Here is a 21343-nt window from a genome sequence, read left to right on the forward strand (position 1 = left end):
CACCACGGTCGATTCGAAAGCGTCCGCTGGAGACGGTTCGCGGTGGTCATCTGCGCTTGTACCGCATCGGCGAGGGTGGCGATCGCGTCGACCTCGGTCGTAGCGGCGGACGCGACGTCCAGCAGGGCGTGCTCGACGCGCACACGTGGCGGCCGACTGTTCCACATCACCCGTGCATCGAGCCCCGCGTATCGGTGTACGACGACACCCGGCCGGGTCGGCACTCTGGTGTCGCGGTCGACCGCGATGTGGACCGGACCCGATGTGGCGCCACCGCGCGACACGACGAGCACAGCCGATTCGTGACTCAGTGCGGGCGCGCGGCGCACCCAGGACAGCGCTCCACGCGCGTTGTCGCCAGGTGAGCGGCCCGGTGTGCGTCACGTAGACACCGGATGCGGTCGGCACCCACTCCCGCCGCCGGAGCTTTCGGCGAATGAACGCGGGTGGCAGCCCCAAGTCGAGTACTTGCCGGCGAGTGACGACCCCGTCCTGGTGCTCGATCAGCTCGACGAGGGGTGCGCTGTCGTCAGGGCCAGCCGCGCGGGTGGGCATGCGCCCAGTGTGAGCAGCCGGGGCGCGCACAAGCCGGCTGGAGCACGCGTCGGCCGCGGCAGCTGTGGACGCGCGGGAAATGTGGAGAAGTGCGGTGGTTTGTGACCGCTATATGGTCACGAACCACCGCACTTCGTCGTCCAGGCCGCTAAGCGCCCCGCGTCCGCTGGGCGCGGGCGAGTTTCTCCTGGATCTCCTCGGCCTCGCGGCGCTCAAGCGCGGAGAGAGCGCCCATCGCGGTGCGCGCATAGACCTGCTGCTCGGTCACCGCCAGCTGGGTGCGACCGCGCGTGGTGAACGCGAAGAACCAGTTGATGAAGGTGTTCAACCGGTTGCGGAAGCCCACCAGGTACACCAGGTGCAGGGCCAGCCAGCCGAGCCAGGCGAAGTAGCCCTCCGTCTCGAACTTCTTCTTGGTGAACGGCAGCGGCACCTGCATCACCGCGCTGTAGCGCGAGATCGTGGCCATCGAGCCTTTGTCGAAGTAGGAGAACGGCTTGCGCTGTTCGGGGGTCTGGCCGCGCAGGCCGGCCTTGATCGCATCGGCCGCGTACCGGCCGCCCTGGATCGCGCCCTGGGCGACACCGGGCACGTCGTCGACCGCCATCATGTCGCCGACGACGAAGACGTTGGGGTTGCCCGGAACGGTCAGGTCAGGACCGACCTTCACGCGGCCGGCGCGGTCGAGTTCGACGCCGGTCTGTTCAGCGAGCACCGAGCCGAGCGAGCTGGCCTGGACCCCGGCCGACCACACCTTGCACTGGGCCTCGATCCGCCGGACCGTGCCGTCGGAGTCCTTGACCTCGATCCCGTCGTAATCCAGGTCGGTCACCATGGCGTTGAGCTGGACTTCGACGCCGAGTTTCTCCAATCGCTGCTTGGCCTTGGCGCTGAGCTTGGGGCCGTAGGGAGCGAGGACGGCGGGCGCGGCGTCGAGCAGAATGACGCGCGCCTCGGTCGGGTCGATGTGCCGGAACGATCCCTTGAGTGTGCGATCGGCCATTTCGGCGATCTGCCCGGCCATCTCGACACCGGTCGCCCCGGCGCCGATCACGACGAAGGTGAGCAGTTTCTCGCGCTCGGCCGGGTCGTCGGACAGCTCGGCCTGCTCGAAGGCGCCCAGGATCCGGCCGCGCAGCTCAAGCGCGTGATCGATGGTCTTCATGCCGGGCGCGTATTCGGCGAACTGGTCGTTGCCGAAGTAGGACTGGTCGGCGCCAGCGGCGATGATCAGGCTGTCGTACGGCGTCACGGTGACCCGTTCGAGCAGGCGCGACGTCACCGTCTGCGCGTTGACGTCGATCTCGAACACATCGCCGAGGAGCACGGTCGCGTTGCGCTGCTTGCGCAGAATGATGCGCGTCGCGGGCGCGATCTCGCCCTCGGAGACGATGCCGGTCGCCACCTGGTAAAGCATCGGCTGGAACAGGTGGTGCGTGGTCCGCGCGATCAGGGTGATGTCGACGTCGGCCCGCTTGAGTCGCTGGGCTGCGAAAAGCCCGCCGAACCCGGAGCCGATGATGACGACGCGGTGGCGGGCGGGGCTGGTTGAGGTGTCACTCGTGGTCACACGCCAACCTTATCGCCTCACGCTCCGTGCAGCGCGTCAGGTAAGCGATGCCGGCCGCTGCGTTTCTCGCGTGGTCCCGAACGCCCCTCGCGCATGAGCCAGTGCTGGCGCAGAATCTCGAATTCGACGTCGTCGGCGTTGCCGTCGCGGCCGGCCCGCGGGCTTGTCGAGCGCATCCCGATCTTCTCCATGATGCGGCGCGACGCGGCGTTGTGCGGCGACGTACCGGCGAAGACGCGTTCGGTCGGCTGCGCGGTGAACGCGGCGGCCAGCATGGCGCGAGCCGCCTCGGTGGCCAGCCCCTGTCCCCAGAGGTGGCGGGGCAACCGGTAGGACAGCTCCAGCTCCGGGCGGCTGCTGTGGCGCGGTCGGCGCAGTGCGATCCAGCCGGCGAACTCGACGGTCGGCTTGTGGATCAGCGTCCAGATGCCGGTTCCGTGTGCGGCGTACTCGGCTCGGGCGCGTGGAATGGTCCAGTCGACGATCTGCGCGCGAGGGGTCGGCTGGCCGCCGTTGACGTAGCGCATCACCTGCGGATCGGCGTCGAGAGTGACGAAGGCGTCGGCGTCGTCGGGTAGCACCGGGCGCAGCCACAGCCTCGGGGTGTCGACGATCACGTGGTCGACTTTAGTTGGTCGACGGCCCTATCCGGGAGTGCCACTCCGGCGCCGGAACGCAACCGGCTCGCCGCCGTGCTGGTCGAGGATCGCGCGGACCTCGTCGGGGATGGGCGTCGGGGAGCCGTCCCGGGTCATGGTCACGACCGTGGTCTCGGCCAGCGCGCAGACGGTACCTGCCGGATCGAGCAGTTCGTAGCCGAATTCGAAGGACGACCGGCCGATCGAGCTGATCGCGCACACGATCCGCACCGGCTCGGGGGAGTAGTGCAGGACGGCGCGGTACTCGATCTCCTGGCGGGCCACCAGAAGATGAATGCCCTTGCGGGCGTTGCCGAACCAGCGGTTGAACGCCTCGACGCGGGCCTGCTCGAAGAGCCGCGCGATCTGCACGTTGTTGATGTGTGCCAACGCATCCATGTCGCCCCAGCGCAGATGGATTTCGAAGACATCCCGAGAATCAGTCACGTTCGGAGCGTAGCGAGCCCGACTTGCCACCGTGTTACGGCCCGGTGCTGTCCGGACGCGGCGATAGGATCGCCGGGATGCTCACAGTTCACCGCGCCGAGCGCGCCGACACCTTGGTCGAGGTGCTCGCCGCGACGATGGGCGCCCCGCTCCGCGACCCGATGGCCGGTGAGGTCGTCGCCGTCGCGGCGCACGGGGTGGAACGGTGGCTGGCGCAGCGCCTCGCCGGCGCGCTGGGAGCCGGCCCGCTGGGCGACGGTATCGCCGCGAACATCGAATTCGTCACCGCCGCAAGGCTTCTGCAGACGGTGATTGAGCCGTTCTCCGCCGAGTACGGCGTCGACACCGAGCAGTGGCGGCAGGAGAACCTCCTATGGCCGGTGCTGGCCGCGCTCGACGAATGCGCCCACGACCCCGCGCTCGCGATGCTGGCCCGCCACATCGACGCCGCGGGTGACGACGGGTGGCGGGGCCGCAAGCTCGCCACCGCGTCGACCATCGCCCGGCTGTTCGCTGCCTATGGCTGGCAGCGGCCTCAGATGATCGCCGCGTGGGCGCGGGGCGAGGACACCGGCGGCGCCGTCGTCGACGACGTGCCGCGCCCGCTGGACCCGTCGCAGTCGTGGCAGCCCAGGTTGTGGCGGCAGGTGCGCGAGCACATCGGCGGTCCGCACGTCGGCGAGATCCTCGACGACATCGTGGGCGCGGTCCGCGACGAGCACGAGCGCCTCGCGCTTCCCGAACGATTCTCGATCTTCGGGCCGACGCGGATCCCGCAGATGCTGCGCGAGTTGCTCGACGCGCTGGCCGCGCACCGCGACGTCGGGCTGTACCTACCGCATCCCAGTCCCGCGCTGTGGCGCCGGATCGATGCGGATCCGGCCCCGCCGGGACCCCGTCCGCGTTCGCTGCGGATCCCGCGCCCGATCGAGAACCCGCTGCTCGCCAGCCTGTCGCGCGATGTCCAGGAACTGCAGGAATCGCTCGGGGCGGCCGTCGAACGTGACGACTATCACCCGGGGACACCGGCTGGGCCGACCACACTGCTGGGCGCGCTTCAGGAAGCCTTGCGCGACGACACGAGCACGCCCGTCGCCGACCTGTCCGCGGATGCATCGCTCGAACTGCACGCCTGCCACGGACCGGAACGCCAGGTCGAGGTGCTGCGCGAACGTCTGCTGCATCTCTTCGCCGACGATCCGACCCTCGAACCGCGCGACGTGCTCATCATGTGCCCGAATGTCGAGGACTTCGCGCCACTCATCACCGGCGCGTTCGGACAGGTCGGCTCCGACCACCCGGCGGCCGCGCTGCGCGTACGTCTCGCCGACCGCGGCCTGCTGGCCACCAACGAGGTTCTCGACGTGGTGCTGCGGATGCTGGCGCTCGGCGTCGGCCGGATCACGGTCAGCGAACTGCTGGATCTGGCCGCGACCGCACCGGTCAGCCGTCGTTTCGGGTTCACCGCCGATGACCTCGACAACCTCGGAACCTGGGCGGTGCGCGCGAACATCCGGTGGGGTGTGGACGCCACGCAGCGCGATCGCTACGGTCTGGCGGGCTTCCCCCAGGGCACCGCCGACGCCGGCATCGGCCGGCTGCTGCTGTCGGTCGTGGCCGACGAGGCCGACGGGCATTGGCTCGGTACGGCGCTGCCGCTGGGCGGCATCGACTCCAGCGACACGACGGTGATCGGCCGCTTCGCCGAGTACGTCGATCGCGTCGGATCGTTGCTCGCCCGATTCGACGACAGCCGTCCGGCCGTGGCCTGGGCGGATCTGCTCACCGAGATCGTCGAACTGCTCACCGCAGCCGATCGCGAGACCGAATGGCAGCGGGCGCAAGCGATCCGGCTGGTTCGGGATTCGCTGACCGGAGACCTCGCGCTCGCACCGTCGGATGTTCGCGACCTCGTCGAAGAGTTCGTCGCGGCGACCCCGACCCGCTCGAACTTCTGCACCGGCGAACTCACCGTCTGTTCGATGGTCCCGATGCGGTCGGTTCCGCATCGCGCCATCGTGCTGCTCGGCATGGACGCCGAGGCCTTTCCGCGCACCCAGTCGGTCGACGGCGACGACATCCTGGCCGTCGATCCGCTCGTCGGGGAGCGCTCCCCGCGCGACGAGGACCGCCAGGCCTTCCTCGACGCCATCGTCGCGGCCCGCGATCACCTGCTGATCTGCTACACCGGCGCCGATCCGATCAACGGCGCGCCGGTGCCGCCGTCGGTGGTCGTCAGCGAACTGGTCGACGCCGTTGCGGCGCTCGCCGGCCCGACGGTCGCGAACGACATGATGCGGTCGCACACGCTGCACGCCTTCGACGGTCAGAATTTCCGTGCGCCGCAGCCGTTCTCGTTCGACCGATCCCTACTCGCCGGTGCGCGCACCCTCGCCGAGGTGACCGCCGAGCACCGCGTCGGACGCCCATGGCCGACGATGGCCTCGCGGTATCCGCCGACGCCGACCGCCGACGTCGAGCTGGCGGACCTGACCGCCTTCGTCGTGAACCCGGCCGACGGCTTCATGCGCCAACGTCTCGGCGTCGCCGTGCCGCGCGGCGAGGACGCCGCGCCCGACCAGCTCTCCGTCGACCTCGACGGTCTGGAGCGCTGGGGTGTCGGGGACCGACTGCTCTCGGCCCTGCTCGCAGGCGCCGACCCCGCAGACGCACGAGCGGCAGAACTGCGGCGGGGCACCCTCCCGCCGTTTCAGCTCGGCGCCGACGCGCTGGCCCCGATCGCGTCGAAGGCCCAGGCGCTGGCAGACCGCGCCGCCGCCGAACGCCGGGGGCCGGCGCGCACCGTCGACATCCGCGTGGAACTCCCGGATGGGCGACGCCTCTACGGCACCGTACCGGACGTCTACGACGACGGGCTGGTCTCCGTGACGTACTCGAACCTCAAGGCCAAACAGCGCCTGGAGACCTGGATCGCGCTGCTGGCGCTGACCGCCGGCTCCACCGAGCCGATCGCCGGCGCGTGCGTCATCGGCAGCGATGGACGCCACACCGCGGTGCGCCGCTACGCTCCGGTCGCCGACGCCGCGAACATCCTCGGCGCGCTGGTGGCCCTGCGCGACGCCGGTCTCGCCACACCGTTCGCCCTCCCGCTCGATGCCGCCGAGTCGGCGGCGCAGGTGTACGAGAAGACCGGCAATCCCGAACAGGCGACGAATCGTGCGCGCAGCCGCTATGACTTCGACCGGTTCAACCACAACCCGGCGGTGTCATTGCTGCTCACCGGCAATCCGGAGACCCCAGTGACCTTCGACGAGTGCGCCGCGACGGTACCGGCCGACCTGGGAATCGCCACACCGTGGGTGCCGGAGAACCAGTTGTCGGGCTTTCTGCGGGCCGCGCTGCTGCTGTTCATGCCGCTGCGTCAGCAGGAGGAACTGCGATGACGCCGACGCCGTTCACACTCGCCGATCCGCTGCCCACCGGGACATTGGTTCTGGAGGCCAGCGCGGGCACCGGGAAGACGTACGCGATCGCCGCGCTGGCGGTGCGGTTCATCGCCGAGGGCACGCCGGTCTCGCGGCTGCTCATGGCCACCTTCTCCAACGCCGCGTCCACCGAACTGCGCGATCGGACGCGCGCCCGGCTGCGCGAATGCGCCGACGCCCTCGCCGACCTGGACGCGGCTCGCGCCGGAGCCGATCCGCTCATCGGGCTACTCGCCGACGGCGAGACTCAGGAGGTCGCCCTCCGACGGGAACGGCTCCTGGCCGCCCTCTCGGATTTCGACGCGGCCACGATGGCGACGACCCACACCTTCTGCAACCGGATGCTTACCGTTCTGGGCTTTCTGGGCGAGCGCGACCAGCACTACCTCCTCGTCGAGGACGTCGACGACCTCGCCCGCGAGACCGGCCGCGACCTCTACCTGAAGCGTTTCGCCGGCGATCCCGACCCCGACTTCGCCTTCTCGACGGCCGAGGTCGTGGCCCGCGACGCGGTGCGCAACCCGACCGCGGTGCTGGCGCCCGCCGACGCCGCGTCGGAGAGCGGCCGAACGTGGGTGCGGTTCGCCCAGGCGGTCCGCGAGCGGGTGCGCACCCGGAAACGCTGGTCGCGGTTGCGCACCTACGACGACCTGCAGGGCAGATTGCACGAAATCATCACCGACGACCAGTGGGGAGCGGCCGCGTGCGAGCGGATCCGCGACCGCTACGAGGTGGTGCTCGTCGACGAATTCCAGGACACCGATCCGGAACAGTGGGAGATCCTGCGCCGCTGCTTCCACGGTCACCGCCCGATGGTGCTGGTCGGCGACCCGAAGCAATCGATCTACGCCTTCCGCGGCGCGGAAGTGCTCAGCTACCTCGCGGCGGCGCACGACGCGGACGAGCAGCGCGACCTCACCGATAACTGGCGTTCCGACGGCCCGCTCGTTGATGCACTGGGTGCGGTGCTGGCCGACGCCGAGCTGGGCGACCCGCGTATCGCCGTGCGGCCGGTGCGGGCGCGTCACGCCGAAAGCAGGCTCGCCGGCACATCGGCCTTGCGGTTGCGCTACTTCAACCGGCGCGACTTCACCAAACACACCCAGGACGGGACGACACCGCTGGTCGGCGGCGTGCGCGACAGAATCATCGACGACGTCGCCGCCGACATCGCCGCCACCCTCGCGAGCGGCGCGACGATCCTCGTCGACGACGGTGCCGGCGAGAACGAGCGGCGCATCGAACCGGGCGACATCGCGGTGCTGCTGCGGACCAACGGCACGATCGAACCGCTCCAGCGCGCGTTGGGCGGGTACGGCATCGCCACCGTCGTCACCGGCGGGCAGAGCGTCTTCGCCACCGACGCCGCACGCTACTGGTGGTACGTGCTGCAGGCGCTCGACAAGCCGTCGGACGCCCGCCGGGTGCGCCTGGCCGCGTTGACACCGCTGCTGGGCGTGGAACCGCGCGACCTCGACGCCGGGGGCGACGCCGGCGTCGGGGAACTCGCCGGCGACCTCGCCCGGTGGGCGCGGATCTTCGAGGACGGCGGGCCCGCCGCGATGACGTCGCGTCTGATCGCCGACCGGACCGTCGCGGGGCGCGTACTCGGACTCGTCGACGGCGAGCGGCTGCTCACCGACCTGTTACAGCTGGCCTCGCTCATGGGCGAGCACGTCGCCGAGACGGGCTGCGGGCTGAGCGGCCTGGTGACGTGGCTGGGGGAGAGCGTCGCCGACGGGGCCGTGGCGCAGCAGCGCCGCTCCAGCCAGACCCGTCGCCTCGACCGTGACACCGCCGCCGTGCAGTTGATGACCGTGCACGCCAGCAAGGGCCTGGAGTTCCCGATCGTCTACGTGCCGTTCGGGTGGGACGGCGTGCGTCCCAACCGGCCCAAGACGTTCACGTTCCACGACGACCGCAACGTGGGCCACCTCGACGTCGGCGGTGAACGCGCCCCCGGTCATGCCGAGCGTAAGCGTCGGGCCGAAGCGGAGGCGGCCGGGGAAGAACTGCGGCTGCTCTACGTCGCGTTGACGCGGGCGCGCTCGCAGGTCGTCGCCTGGTGGGCACCGAGCACGACGACGCCGGGCGGGGCGATGCACCGGGTGTTGTTCACCGCGCTGAACCGTGCCGCGGCGGCACGGTCGGGCGGCCGGTACCCGATTCCCGACGCGGTGCCACTGACCGACGACGCCGGGGAAGAGGCGCTGCTGCGAGACGTCGCCGGCCTTCATCCCGGCATCACCGTCGAACACGCCGGCACCCGCCCGCGCCCGCCGCGCTGGCGGCCTCCCGCACCGCCCGCGCATGGCGCCGCGTTGACCGTGGCGACCTTCGAGCGCGACGTCGACCAGACTTTCCGTCGTACGTCCTACTCGGCGATCGTGCGCGCCGCGCATGAGGCGGCGCACCTTGGTGCCGTCGCCGAGCCGGAGACGATCGTCGGAAGCGAACCCGACGACCAGGTGGTTCGCGACGGGGAGGTCCTCGACGAACCAGCCGACGACGCGACGACGGACACCGGTCCGGCCGACGAACCGCCGTCGGGCACACCGTCGCTGATGAACGGGCTGCCGTTCGGCGCGCGTTTCGGCACGCTGGTGCACGAAGTGCTGGAGAACGTCGACACCTCCGTTCCCGATCGCGCGGCCCACGTGCGCGAGCTGTGCGAGCAGGGCGCCCGGCGGACCGCGTTCGATATCGACGTCGAAGCGTTGTCGCGGGCGCTGGACGGCGTGCTGACCACGCCGATCGGCTTTGGCGACCTGTGGAGCGTCGCACCTGCCGACCGGCTGAGCGAGATGGACTTCGAGTTGCCGCTCGCCGACGTCGGCGGCGGTTTCGACCTCGCGTCGGTCGCGGAGCTGATGCGCCGGCATCTGCGCGACGACGATCCGCTGCGTCCCTACGCCGACGAGGTCGCGGGGGTTTCCGACGAGCGGTTCCACGGGTACCTGACCGGCAGCATCGACTCGGTGCTGCGGGTGCGCGACGGTGACACGGCCCGATTCGTCGTGGTCGACTACAAGACCAACCGCATCCAGCCCGGCGATCTCGTCGCGGAGGTGTTCTCCACCGAGGCGATGGCGGCCGAGATGATGGACGCGCACTATCCGCTGCAGGCGTTGCTGTATTCGGTGGCGCTGCACCGCTATCTGCGGTGGCGGCTGCCCGGGTACACCCCGGAACAGCATCTGGGGCCTGTGCAGTATCACTTCGTGCGCGGCATGGTCGGGCCGGAGACCCCGCCCGGTTGCGGGGTGTTCCAGTGGGAGGTCCCCGCGCAGCTTGTTGTCGACCTGTCCGATCTGCTCGCGGGGGTGCGCGATGACTGACGTCGTGGCCGACGACGGTGTGCTCGAGCCTGGCGCGGCCGATTTCGCGGCCGGGGAGACGGGGTTCCTGCGTCGATTCAACGAGGCCGGGGTGCTTACGTCGGCTGACATTCACGTCGCGCGGCGGCTCTCGGCGCTCTCGGACGGGGTGGCGCCCGACGAGGTGATGCTGGCCGCCGCCTTGGCCGTGCGAGCCGTGCGCACGGGATCGATCTGCGTCGCACTCGCGGACCTGGGCCTACTCGACCCAGATCCGGAGGACCCGTTGCCGTGGCCGAGCGTCGAGGCGATGGTCGCCGCGTTGCGGTCGAGCCCGCTGGTCGTCGGTGGGCGGTTCGGCCCGCTGCGGCCGCTCGCTCTCGTCGACTCCGACGACGGCCCGCTGGTCTATCTGCGCAAGTACTTCGAGCAGGAGCAGACGATTCGCCGGGTCGTCGATGCGCGTGCCGCGTCGACCCCCGCGGTCGACGTCAGGGCGGCGCGGGCCGCTATCGACGAGGTGTTCCTGCCTGGCGACGGCGATGTTCGCGAGGGGCCCGCGTACGACCGGCAACGGGCAGCGGCCGCGCTGGCCGCGACCTCGTGGACGACCGTGCTGGTCGGCGGCCCGGGCACCGGAAAGACGCACACCGTCGCGCGGATCCTCGCCGTGCTGGAACGCCTGATGGGCGGGAATCTGCGGATCGGGTTGTGCGCGCCGACCGGCCGGGCGGCGGCCCAGTTGCAGGCGTCGATCAACCGCTACGACGGGCTGGCGTCGACACCGGTCGCGCACACCGTGCACGCGCTGCTGGGAATCTGGCGCGACGGCACCGTGCGCCACGGGCCGAACAATCGCTTGCCCTACGACGTGGTCGTCGTTGACGAAACCTCGATGCTGTCGGTGACGACGATGAGCCTGCTGCTGCAGGCCGTGCGGGAGGATACGCGGCTGATCCTCGTCGGGGACCCGCACCAACTCGTGTCGGTGGAGGCGGGCGCGGTGCTCACCGACCTGACCGACCGTGCGCTGCGGTCGACGGCGCCGCTGCCGCCGGCTTTCGCGGAGTTGGCCGGGTTGGCGGAGGCGGACTTCTCCGACGAGGAGAAGACGCAGCTGGGCGGCGGTGTTCTCACTCTGCGGTGGGGGTACCGCTACGGTTCGGCGATCGCGCGGGTTGCCGACGCGGTGAATCGGGGTGACGCCGACGCGGCGCTGGCGCTGATCGAAGCGGACGGCGGTCATCACATCGACCTCGTCGGGCCGGACGAGGTCGACGACGTCCGGGCCGACACCGTCGCCTGGCTGTCGGCCCTGGACGCGGCGGGTTCGTCGGGTGATGCGCGCGCTGCGGTCACGGCGCTGGAGAGCTACCGCGTGCTCTGCGCGCACCGCGACGGCCGCTACGGCGTCGGCTGGTGGTCCCGGATCATCGATTCCTGGCGCGACGCGGGCCGTCGCGTGCCGCGCGGTCCGTGGCCGGTCGGCCAACCGCTCCTGGTGACCGCCACCGATCGGCGGCTCGGGATCTTCAACGGCGATACCGGGGTGGTCGTGTCCGACGAGCGCGGGGGAGACGTGACCGTGGCCTTTGACAAGCACGGCGACATCGTGACGCTGCACCCCTCGCAGCTCGCCGATGCGATCCCCGCCACGGCGATGACGATCCACCGCAGTCAGGGCAGCCAGTTCGACGTCGTGACGGTCGTGTTGCCGCCGTCGGAGTCGGCGCTGCTGACCAGAGAGCTGCTGTACACCGCGATCACACGTGCGCGGAAGCGCGTGCGGATTGTCGGGACACCGGAGTGGTTGCGAGCGGCCGTGGATCGCCGTGTCGCCAGGGCGAGCGGTCTGCGCGGCGAGGTGCGCGAGCACGTGCGGGAGTAGTCATCTCGGCGTGCGATGGTCTCGATACGCCCGCTCGGCTAGCGCCTCGCCGGCCACTCGACCACCGTGGGGCTCATAGTGGTCGAGTGGTCCGACAAGTGGTCGAGTCGATCCAACGGGTGTTCGAGTGGGCCCAATGGGTGGTCGAGCGGGTCCGATGGGTGGTCGAGTGGGCCCAATGGGTGGTCGAGCGGGTCCGATGGGTGGTCGAGTGCCGACGAGCGGAGCGAGTCGGTGTATCGAGACCTCCCCGGGCGAGATGTCCCGAAGGGTGGTCGGGGTCTCGCTACGACCGCTCCTACGTCGCGGTCACTCGACCCACCGGTGCCGGCGGAGCTTGCGACGCCGGTGTATCGAGACCACCGCGACCCGATGTCGGAACTAGTTGATCCGGCCCATGTCGTCGGCGATGGTCGCGCTGAGTTCGGTCAACGCTTGACGCGCCGGACGTCCGACCTGGTCGAGGTCGACGATGGCGCCTTCGGCGAGATGCTCGTCGAACGGGATCTCGTGCACCGCGCGGCACTTGGTGAGGAAGTGCATGGCAAGTTGGTCGGCGTCGATGCGCGACGAGCCGGCCCGCGAGCTGCTGATGACCAGTACCGCGTTGGACACCAGGTGCCCGTACCCGTGGGAGTTCAGCCATTCGAGCGTCGCGTCGGCGCTGCGCGCGCCGTCGAGCGCGGGCGAGGTGACGAGGATGATCGAATGCGCCAGGTCGAGGACCCCGCGCATCGCCGAGTGGCTCAGTCCGGTTCCGCAGTCGGTCAGGATGATGTTGTAGTAGCGGCGCAGAATCGCCATGACCTGGCGGTACTCCTGCTCGCTGAACGACTCGGCTTGGGCCGGGTCGCGCTCGGAGGCCAGGACCTCTAGACGGTTGGGCGCCTGTGACGTATGTGCGCGAACGTCCGAGTAGCGCTGGATCGACTTGTCAGCGATGAGGTCGCGGACCGTCGAGTTGGTTTGCAACGGCACGCGCTGCGCCAGCGTCCCGAGGTCGGGGTTGGCGTCGACGGCGATGACGCGGTCGCCGCGCAGGGTCGCGAACGTCGCCCCGAGCCCAACGGTCGTCGTGGTCTTGCCGACGCCGCCTTTGAGCGAGAGGACCGCGATGCGGTAGTCGCCGCGGATCGGCTGGTTGACCCGCGCGAGGAGCTGCTCGTGGATGCTGGTCGTTTGTCGACGATTGCGGCCAAGAATGGCGGGTGCGTTGCGCCACCGTTGCCTAATGCTCGGCTTGCTCAACGACGAGAAGGAATTGAGGCCGGGTGATGGTCCAGGCTGGTAGGACGGCGGTTGGTGCTGCATCGGCGGTGGCCCGGCGGGCATCGGCGCTTGGCCCTGCGGCGGGCCGTAGGCACCTTGAGGGGTGGGTGGGCCGGCCATTGGCTGCGCAGGTTGCTGCGGTGGTGCCTGTTGCGGGACGGGCGGTGGCTGCGGCGCCTGCTGCTGACTGGGCGGTGCCGGCTGTCCGGGTGCGGCCTGCGGCGCGGGCCCCGCCTGCTCGGGGTGCCACTGGACTGGCCGCGGGCCGGACGGCGGCTGGTGAGCCTGGACCGACGGCTGCTTGACGACCTCCGTCTGATCGTCGTCGTCTACTGGAACCCAGCTGGGCAGGGCAGCGGACTTCGCCGCGTCGTCCTGCTGGTCGTTGGTCATGGGTTCCTCCCGGGTCGTGCGCAAACGGCCGATCGCGCGGCCGTATACCGCGTGGAACGGTACCACTGACCTGGGCCGAGCACCGGATCAGCAGGTATGGGTACACTCATGCCCGTTGTTCGATTTACCACCCGGGGGCAAGGAATCTATGTCTGACGAGTACACCGACGACGCATTCGTGAACCCTCCGTGGCTCCAAGGGGCGTCCTCGGCACCGGCGAGTGCCGCGACCCAGCCTCCGCAGCCGCCCATGGTGCCGCTGCCGAAGCAGGAGTCTCCGGTCACACCGTCGAAGTCTCAGGAAGAAGAGAAACCGCAGGCCGTCGCACCTGTACAGCAGCAGGAATCGACTCCGGCAGCCGACGAGACGCCGAAGGAAGTGTCTGCCCCGGCGCCGGGGCAGGTCCCGCCGCCACCCGCGGTGCCGCCGGCGATGGTTCCCCAGGGCCCGCCGCCGCAAGGGATGCCTCCGCAAGGTCCGCCGTTCCAGCAGCCACCGATGCAACCGGGGCCGATGCCCCAGCCTCAGCAGATGCCGAACGGCTACGGAATTCCTGCTCCAGGCGTCCCGATGCAGGGGATGCCGCCGCAGAACGTCATTCATCCGATGCACCAACAGCACGGCCCCGGACCGCAGTACCCGGGTGGGCTGCAGGCGCCCCAGGAGCGCAAGCTCGCCCAGCAGGGGTGGCGCAAGGCGATCAATGCCGCGTCGGGCGGACTGATCCGGCTCGGCGAGAGCAAGGGGCAGCAGGAGGTGAATGCGCTCGTCGGGCGTGTGCGGGCACCGATCAGCGGCCAGTTCAACCTGGCGGTGCTCTCTCTCAAGGGCGGTGTCGGTAAGACGACGACGACGATCGGCATCGGCTCGGCGTTCGCGTCGCTGCGCGGTGACCGCGTGATCGCCGTCGACGCCAATCCGGACTTGGGGACGCTGGCAAGCCGTGTGCCGAGGCAGACGGCGTCGACCGTCCGGACACTGCTGCACGCCCAGCGCACCGAAACGTACTCGGACGTGCGGATGCACACGTCGCAGGCTGTTTCGCGACTCGAAGTGCTCGCCTCCGAGCGCGACCCGGTGATCTCGGAGTCGTTCAGCGAGGACGAGTACCGCAAGGTCATCGCGATCTTGGAGCGGCACTACAACATCATCCTCACCGACTGCGGCACCGGTTTGATGCACTCGGCGATGGGCGGCGTGCTGGATATCGCCGATTCACTGATCATCATCAGCTCGCCGGCCGTCGACGGCGCCGAGAGTGCGACGGCGACCCTGGACTGGCTGAGCCTGCACGGCTACGAGAACCTGGTGCGCCAGGCCGTCGTCGTGATCTCGGCGTCGAAGCCGGGCAGCGCATTGATCGACCTGGACATGCTGACCCAGCACTTCCTGGGTCGGGTGCGCGCCGTGCAGATCATTCCCTATGACGAGCATCTGGCGGTCGGCAGCCACGTCGACCTGGACTCGCTGCACCGCAAGACCCGCACGGCGTTCCTGGAACTCGCCGCCACGGTTGCCGACTCGTTCGGCCAGCCCGCGGGCGCGTGGGGCCCGATGGGCCCGCCGATGATGCCGCAGAGTGGGTACGGGATGCCGGTCGTGCCGGAGCAGCAGATGCCGCCCGGGCCGCCTGCCGGTGCCGAATAGCTGTATCGACCTCGCTTGAGGGCTGGGCGGGAACTGAGACCTGGATCTGTGGCCGACGTTAGCGACGACGAGGTGCGCCTCGCATGTCGGCGCGATGGACTGATTTGGGCTCTGGTTGTCCTTGTGCCGTTGGAAGCGCCACTCGCCTTTCTCCCGAGCAATATCTTCTCCGGCTTTCCAGGCGGCGTGGTGCTTGCGATGTGGCTTCTGCTCGTTGCCGTTGTTTTGGCAACTCTCGGATTCTCGTCGGGAATGCTTTGGTCTCGATCCCGATGGTTTTTGTTCGGCTATCAAATATCTGCGACGTCGCGCGGGATCATCATCGACACCGGCCATCGCACGGAATTGTTGGCGTGGGATGAGATGGTCGTAACGCGCGAGGTGATCCCCCGTTCAAGAGCGCTATGGGTGTGCCGCGGGCGTATCCGGTTACCGGCCTCGGTGGTGAGGGTGTCATTCTTGAGCGCCGTCATCGTCTTCGGCGGTGCGGACGATGGAGTGACACGGCTAATGGACAGGTCGGGTCGGTCTTCATCCCGGAGGCGGGTTCGGAGAACCTTGACGACGGCATCGCCGCGCAGATCTGGCGGTTCCGGCCGGATCTCGCCGCGGCGCTGGGCATTGCCCACGAATCCACCGACGATCCGAGCGCCAGCGATCCGCAAGATGAAGTGCAGGCCGAATGGGTGGATGCAGAGCCCGTCCCGGACGGAGTCGTGCACGAGGCGTTCGGGCACATCGTTGTCCAGGTGAACGGTCCGCGGGAAGTGACCGTGTCGGGCCAACTCCTTCCGCTGGTTCACGCGACCGGAACGCGCAAGAACGTCTCGCTGACCGTCGACGGACACCCTGTCGCCACCTACGGGGCGCGACGAGGTGTTGTCCTCACCGGCTACACCTCGTACCTGGCCGACACCGGCGAGAATCTGTTGACCTTGGAACGAAACGACGCAATACGCAGTTCTTGGGTGAGCTTGAAACGCGGGCGAGACTTCAAACGAATCGGTGTCGTCATTTCGCGTCGTCGGGGGTGGCTCGAACTATCCATCCGGGATCGGAGCGATGTCACGCCGGCCGAGCTCGCCGCCGGGGTAGCTATCGCCATGCTGATCGGCACGCGATCCTTCTCCCCGTTGAATATTCTCAACGGGATTTGAAGATCGGCCCTGATCGGCGTTGTCCTGCAACTGGCACCGGTTGGTAGAGTGCTTGACGATCGGCATATCCAGGGGAGAGGTTTGCGAGTGACCAGCGGTGAACACAATCAGGTACTTGAGCTGTGTGACGAGGGGCTGACCGCCGAGCTGGCGGGCAACCTCGCCGAGGCGAAGATCAGTTTTCAGCGGGCGTGGGATACCGCCGAGAATCCCTTTGAGCGTTGCGTCGCCGCCCACTACCTTGCTCGTCACCAGCCGACCGATGCCGAGGCGCTCGATTGGAATCTGCGAGCGCTGAGTTTCGCCGACGAGGTCCAGAACATCAACGACGTCAGCGACTATCTGCCAGCGCTCTATCTGAACGCAGCGGTCGGGCTGGTGCGAGCGGGGGAATTCGATCGGGCGCGAGACCTCTACCTGCTTGCTGCCGACGGCATAGAAGCGCCCGGTGTTGGCGTCCCGACGGAGTGGCTGTTCGTCCGCTATGGGCTACAGGCTGCGGGGTTCGTGCCGCAGGGGGAGTCGATGGAACTCCGCCGATTGATCGCGCGCCTACACGAGACGCAGAACTCAGAGGTGCTCGCAGCCATTTTGCCGGCGCACGTTACCAACACCGGTACCGATGGCGATGTCGCCGCGCTGACGAACGCCTTGAAAGGTGTTCTCATGGCCAGAGTGCTGGATGCGGACGAGCAGGATCTCCTTCGTCAAGCGTTGGATGCCGCGACTCGTCCTGAGCCGCCGGTAGCCGCCACCGGGGCTGTGGCATCCGCTGCCTCGACCGCTGGATCGGAGGCAGTCGGCGCCAACGTCAGCGTATCGGGAGCGAGTGCTACGGCCGCCGTGGCCTCCGTATCGGATGAAGAACCGAGTCCCGACGTCGATTTGCGGCTCTGAGGTGGCAGCCTGGCTCAGGCTAGATCCGAGCTCGACGCTCACGTATCCGCTTGACGATCGTTGACACAAGCTTGTTGATCTCAGAAATGAGCTGCGTGTCATCGCAAGCGACCATTACCCCTCGCTTGGTCACATACCTGCCTATCTCATTCTGGACGGTCCAGATGAGCTTCAATCCATTCTCGTCCAAACGCCATTCCGAATACTTCCCCTCACGGACTTGAAGCGTCCCAAGAGACGACAAATCGGTGTTACGCAAGCGGTCATAGACGTCTTCATGTTGGTCGGAGTTGTGCGCGCCACGTGCCGTTCTTTGTTCGACGTCGCCGTACCGGCCTGCGGGCGAACTAGGTGTCGCGGAAACAATCGACTTGGCGAGGTCGGTAGCGTGGGTTTCGAAAATATCGATGGTGGCATAGCGTTCACCCGGACTGATATCCGGATTCTGGATAGCGACGAACCCCTCGTCGAGCCGACGCACTGCGCAGATTCTCTTTAGCTTCCCCTTCGGCTCTCGTTCGGTATATGTTCGGTGAAGGCACTCGATTCGCAGGTCCGGCTCCAACATCGCGTATGCCCACCTGAATAGCGCCTTAGGGGGATTCGTGTCGAACATGGTGCTTGCCAACATCATATCCCTTTCCTGAGTCTCAACAGGCTCTTCGCTCTGGTAGACGAAAGGAAACGGCATGGGAAGTCCCCAGTGGCCACTGAGGACGTACATCTCCAAGGCGGTTAGACTGCCGATGCGTTTTCCGATTTTTTGTTTCATTCCACCGAGATTTGCTGTGCTAACAACCAATGGCTAGTTTGTTGCAGGTATTGCTGATGCGGCGATCCGGGATGCTTCGGTGCACGAGTCGATGTCGGTGTCCCTTACGTTGCTTTCGAGGCTTACGCGTAGCCATGCTGTTCCGGTGGGGGTAGGCCATGCAATACTGCACGTGCCGGGTAGGGCTTTGTATCGAATGGCGCTCTGATCGGCAACGGTGACCGCTTTGGTACTTGGGTAGGCCTCGACACGGCGACTTTTGAATTCGGTGAACGGTTGGGCCACCGAGGAGACGCGAACAACATATGGGTTGTGTAGTCCGTATGTCGCGGGGTCGACCTCCCACGTGCAGGAACGGATCGCCCCGGGAAACCCCTGGCAAGTCTGAATTTCGGTATCCCAGTCGATTCGGCGGAGTTTGTTTGGGCGCAGGAAACCCGGTTCGTCGAGTGAGTCGGGTTGCCACACATCTTTGCTGGTGGCGCTGGATTCAGGCTTCGGGTGTTCTTGTCGGGTGGAGGGCCACACGAACGCTGCCCAGGCTTGCGTCCAGCCACACATGTCAAGCAAGTCCTCGTCGCCTGCGCGCATGTACTGTACTGATATCCAGGTTGATCCGGTCGGGTTGCCCCAGGCCATGTTGCAGACCTCGGGGCGTTGGCCCTTCACGTGGTAGAAGAGGGCCGGTGCTCCGCCCACGGTCGTGGGGCGGAAGTCGGTGAAATTCTCCCGCAGACGAACCTCGTTAAAGCTCACCTTCGTCGAGAACGTGTGCACCCCAATATCGACAACAAAGGATCCTCGTTCCTTTGGCCAGTGGCATGCCTTCACATCTCCGGAAGGAAGCACCGAACAACGCGCATCGCCACCCATTTGAAAGAGGTCGATCAACCCGGTTTCGTCCACATCGGACGGGTCCCAGATCTGATCCATCGACAACGGATTCTCACTCAACGGAACCTGGGCCGTACCCGACGTCACCTTCAGATCAGGCCGCCCCCACTGGCCCGGCAAGCCACACGCAGCACTCAACACACAAACAACGACCACGAGAAGGACCGTACGAATGGCCCGCATATTGCCGGCGTTCACAACGCCTTGAACGAGTTCCGAGTAGCCTCATCCGTACCCTCGTAGGCTTTCCTTGCCGCTCTAATCGCCGTTTCCATCTTTTCGAGAGCTTCCTTATGCTCGTTGATCGCATGAATGAATGAACCGGCCTCACCATTCACCTTTTTGTCGAGCCGGTCCTTGCCGAGCCGTTCGCTTGAGAGAAAACCGTTGAGTGTGCCGTCGGTCCGAAGCTCATGCTCCTTCTGTATGAGGGCGTCCAGTTGGCCTCTCATGGTACGACACGCGTTCGCGGCACGATCTGCAGCTGCGGGATCGAGAAAAAGTGTCTTCGCGTTGCTGCTCTCGGTTGCCCCGGTGAACGTGCTGGTCACGTCCTTCAGGTCTTTGACTGGCTCTGGCTTGGCCACCTGTCGCCCCCTCGTCGAGTGTCGGTACCGTCGCATGCTATCAGAACGCCGTTGTCGTGACCTGGGCAGGACGACCGGGCACGCCTCCTTGGTGGCAGAGTGACAAAGACCCAGATGGAGCCGATGATTCGTCGGCGACTGTTGCGTCATGGCCTGCGCCGCCGGGTTGGCTGGGCGCGAGAGAGGGGTGGAGCTCGAATCGGAAGGTCGGCGGAGAAGATGGCGCGTACGATCCAGGCGGCAACGTTGCTTCCATGGTTGACCCTGCTGGGATACACTTGGCCCCGGTCGATCTTGCCCACGGCGGGTGACCAGCCGCGTATGCCTATCGCTAGTAGAGCGCATTGGGCGACATACTTTGACAGAGTGTTTGCAGATCCAACGGGGGGTTCCTAATGAGTGTCGTAGATCCAAAGAATCCATTTAAAGGCGGCAATTGGTACAATAGCGGCGCCGGCATCAAGCCTACCGAGGTCAAGGAGCCAGAGAATGGGTTCGATGGCCGTCCTTCGATGTTCTCGACAAGTGAGCGTGTCGGAATTGAGAACTGGCCTGGATGGGTATGGAAAGGTATCCGTAAGCACGTTGACCAACTGAATCCAAGTGATCTGGGTGCCAAAGCCAGCGTATGGGATCAGGTCGGTGGCGGACTTGACGCGGCCTTCAATGAACTGCAAGCTTCGATGAAGGCGGCACTTGAATCGGGCTGGTTTGGGGTTGGTGCCGATGGAGTGACAACGGCGACGAACAACTATGTCAAGTCGAACGTACATCTTCAGCAGTCCATCAATGCGATGCGTCAGAATGTTCAGGGACTGAGTGAGTCGTTGAAGAATGCCCAGTTAAACGTGCCGACCCACAGTCAGGTGCGCAACACTGTGAATGAAAAGGTCGGCGAAATTGTTTCGAATTGGGATGGATTCTGGGGCTCGGAAGTCGACTGGGATAATGATGGGAATCTAGTTCTGGCCACTGATGAGCGTTATCGCGACGTGTTTGAGCACTGGGTTGAGCAAATGAATATCGCGGCGCGAGAGGCGATGATTACGAACTATGATCCGGGGATTCGTACGTCAGATGGAAGTCTTCCAGACTTTCTAGGAACAAAGAACAACGGCAAGGAGCCTCCCGGCCGGCCTGCACCCGGGCCTGGCGTGCCTGGTAGCAAAAACACGGGCGGTGGTGGAGGTAACAGAGGTGGAGGAGGCGGCGGAGGCAAAGTCCCCAGTGGAGCACTTGGCAAGCCCAACATCGACAAGCCCAACGTCAAGCCGAGTGGGCTGAACCAGAACGGCACGGGGGGCGCTGACGGCCTGAAGAATGCTATGCAGGGCCTTTCCGGAATTGGACAGGGGGCGGCAGGGCAACTCGGCAATCTTGCGAACTTGGGAAAGAACCTGGCCGGGAAACAGACACCCTCTCCTCACCTCTTGAATAGCAAGAAGAACCTCGCCAAGACCGGCACGGGGGGGAAAGGCGGCGGGAAAGGTGGCGGAGGCGGCGGCAAGGGCGGAGGTGCCGGTGGCGCTAAGCCTTTAGGCGGCCCGGCGCTGCGTGAGGGCCTGAACAATGCGCTCAAAACCGCTTCGCTCGGTGACCGATCGCTCGGCTCGATGTCGCGCGCTACCACATCATCGCCGATGATGGGCGGCCCGATGGGCGGTGCCGGCGCTCGCGGCGGTGGGGGTGGCGAGGACAAAGTACACAAAGCAAACAAGTTCCTCCAGACGACCGCCAATGGTGAAGCCTTGCTCGGAGTACCACTGGCATCGGTCAGTAGCGTGCTCAAAGCTGTTCCGGGCGATGTCAAGCTAGCTGAGGTCGGCGCTGAGGCTTCAGCACCGAAGACTTAGCCGGTCATGGTC

Annotated in this window: 14 protein-coding genes and 1 pseudogene; 7 read left to right on the forward strand and 8 right to left on the reverse strand. The window is 67.0% G+C overall.

Annotation, left to right across the window (positions count from 1 at the left end):
* The 4 genes and pseudogenes from GOARA_RS20145 to GOARA_RS05295 all read right to left on the reverse strand — a co-directional run.
* Positions 1-293 (reverse strand): annotated as a pseudogene (locus GOARA_RS20145) (hypothetical protein); the annotation flags it as partial.
* Positions 294-703: 410 nt separating this feature from the next.
* The gene (locus GOARA_RS05285) at positions 704-2125 is read right to left on the reverse strand and encodes an NAD(P)/FAD-dependent oxidoreductase (protein WP_007321278.1); all 1422 of its coding nucleotides are present in this window, start codon (positions 2123-2125) and stop codon (positions 704-706) included.
* A 17-nt stretch (positions 2126-2142) separates the two neighbouring features.
* Positions 2143-2742 (reverse strand): GNAT family N-acetyltransferase, encoded by a 600-nt coding sequence (locus GOARA_RS05290; protein WP_007321279.1) that lies wholly within the window; start codon positions 2740-2742, stop codon positions 2143-2145.
* A gap of 27 nt (positions 2743-2769) precedes the next feature.
* Positions 2770-3210 carry an acyl-CoA thioesterase gene (locus tag GOARA_RS05295; RefSeq protein ID WP_007321280.1) on the reverse strand — a complete coding sequence of 147 codons (441 nt, stop codon included), beginning with the start codon at positions 3208-3210 and terminating at the stop codon, positions 2770-2772.
* A gap of 77 nt (positions 3211-3287) precedes the next feature.
* On the opposite strand from GOARA_RS05295, the gene recC reads away from it, so the two are divergent.
* The 3 genes from recC to recD are packed head-to-tail and all read left to right on the forward strand — an operon-like array spanning position 3288 to position 11861.
* On the forward strand, positions 3288-6614 hold the full coding sequence (gene recC, locus GOARA_RS05300; protein WP_007321281.1) for an exodeoxyribonuclease V subunit gamma: 3327 nt from the start codon (positions 3288-3290) through the stop codon (positions 6612-6614).
* Positions 6611-9994: a UvrD-helicase domain-containing protein gene (locus GOARA_RS05305; protein ID WP_007321282.1), complete on the forward strand. Its 3384-nt coding sequence runs from the start codon at positions 6611-6613 to the stop codon at positions 9992-9994. Before recC ends, GOARA_RS05305 begins: the two co-directional genes overlap by 4 nt.
* Complete coding sequence (recD, locus tag GOARA_RS05310) at positions 9987-11861, forward strand: exodeoxyribonuclease V subunit alpha (RefSeq protein ID WP_007321283.1); 1875 nt, start codon at positions 9987-9989, stop codon at positions 11859-11861. The genes GOARA_RS05305 and recD overlap by 8 nt, the downstream gene beginning before the upstream one ends.
* A gap of 381 nt (positions 11862-12242) precedes the next feature.
* Here the strand turns inward: recD and GOARA_RS19225 are convergent, their stop codons facing one another.
* The gene (locus GOARA_RS19225; RefSeq protein WP_083834784.1) at positions 12243-13523 is read right to left on the reverse strand and encodes a MinD/ParA family ATP-binding protein; all 1281 of its coding nucleotides are present in this window, start codon (positions 13521-13523) and stop codon (positions 12243-12245) included.
* A gap of 148 nt (positions 13524-13671) precedes the next feature.
* On the opposite strand from GOARA_RS19225, the gene GOARA_RS05325 reads away from it, so the two are divergent.
* From GOARA_RS05325 to GOARA_RS18865, 3 genes are all read left to right on the forward strand, one after another.
* Positions 13672-15171, forward strand: coding sequence for a MinD/ParA family ATP-binding protein (locus GOARA_RS05325; RefSeq protein ID WP_007321286.1), 1500 nt, complete (start codon positions 13672-13674; stop codon positions 15169-15171).
* Positions 15172-15575: 404 nt separating this feature from the next.
* Complete coding sequence (locus GOARA_RS05330; protein ID WP_007321287.1) at positions 15576-16328, forward strand: hypothetical protein; 753 nt, start codon at positions 15576-15578, stop codon at positions 16326-16328.
* Positions 16329-16415: 87 nt separating this feature from the next.
* Positions 16416-17225, forward strand: coding sequence for a hypothetical protein (locus GOARA_RS18865; RefSeq protein ID WP_007321288.1), 810 nt, complete (start codon positions 16416-16418; stop codon positions 17223-17225).
* A 19-nt stretch (positions 17226-17244) separates the two neighbouring features.
* Here the strand turns inward: GOARA_RS18865 and GOARA_RS05340 are convergent, their stop codons facing one another.
* The 3 genes from GOARA_RS05340 to GOARA_RS05345 are packed head-to-tail and all read right to left on the reverse strand — an operon-like array spanning position 17245 to position 19478.
* The gene (locus tag GOARA_RS05340) at positions 17245-17997 is read right to left on the reverse strand and encodes an ESX secretion-associated protein EspG (protein ID WP_083834785.1); all 753 of its coding nucleotides are present in this window, start codon (positions 17995-17997) and stop codon (positions 17245-17247) included.
* Positions 17998-18030: 33 nt separating this feature from the next.
* Positions 18031-19089 carry a DUF3558 domain-containing protein gene (locus tag GOARA_RS19230; protein WP_007321290.1) on the reverse strand — a complete coding sequence of 353 codons (1059 nt, stop codon included), beginning with the start codon at positions 19087-19089 and terminating at the stop codon, positions 18031-18033.
* Complete coding sequence (locus GOARA_RS05345) at positions 19086-19478, reverse strand: hypothetical protein (protein WP_007321291.1); 393 nt, start codon at positions 19476-19478, stop codon at positions 19086-19088. Before GOARA_RS05345 ends, GOARA_RS19230 begins: the two co-directional genes overlap by 4 nt.
* A 395-nt stretch (positions 19479-19873) precedes the next feature.
* On the opposite strand from GOARA_RS05345, the gene GOARA_RS19730 reads away from it, so the two are divergent.
* Positions 19874-21331, forward strand: a complete 1458-nt coding sequence (locus tag GOARA_RS19730) for a hypothetical protein (RefSeq protein WP_007321292.1) — start codon at positions 19874-19876, stop codon at positions 21329-21331.
* Positions 21332-21343 lie beyond the last annotated feature (12 nt).

Origin of the sequence: Gordonia araii NBRC 100433 (assembly GCF_000241265.1) — a bacterium.
Classification (GTDB): Bacteria; Actinomycetota; Actinomycetes; order Mycobacteriales; family Mycobacteriaceae; genus Gordonia; species Gordonia araii.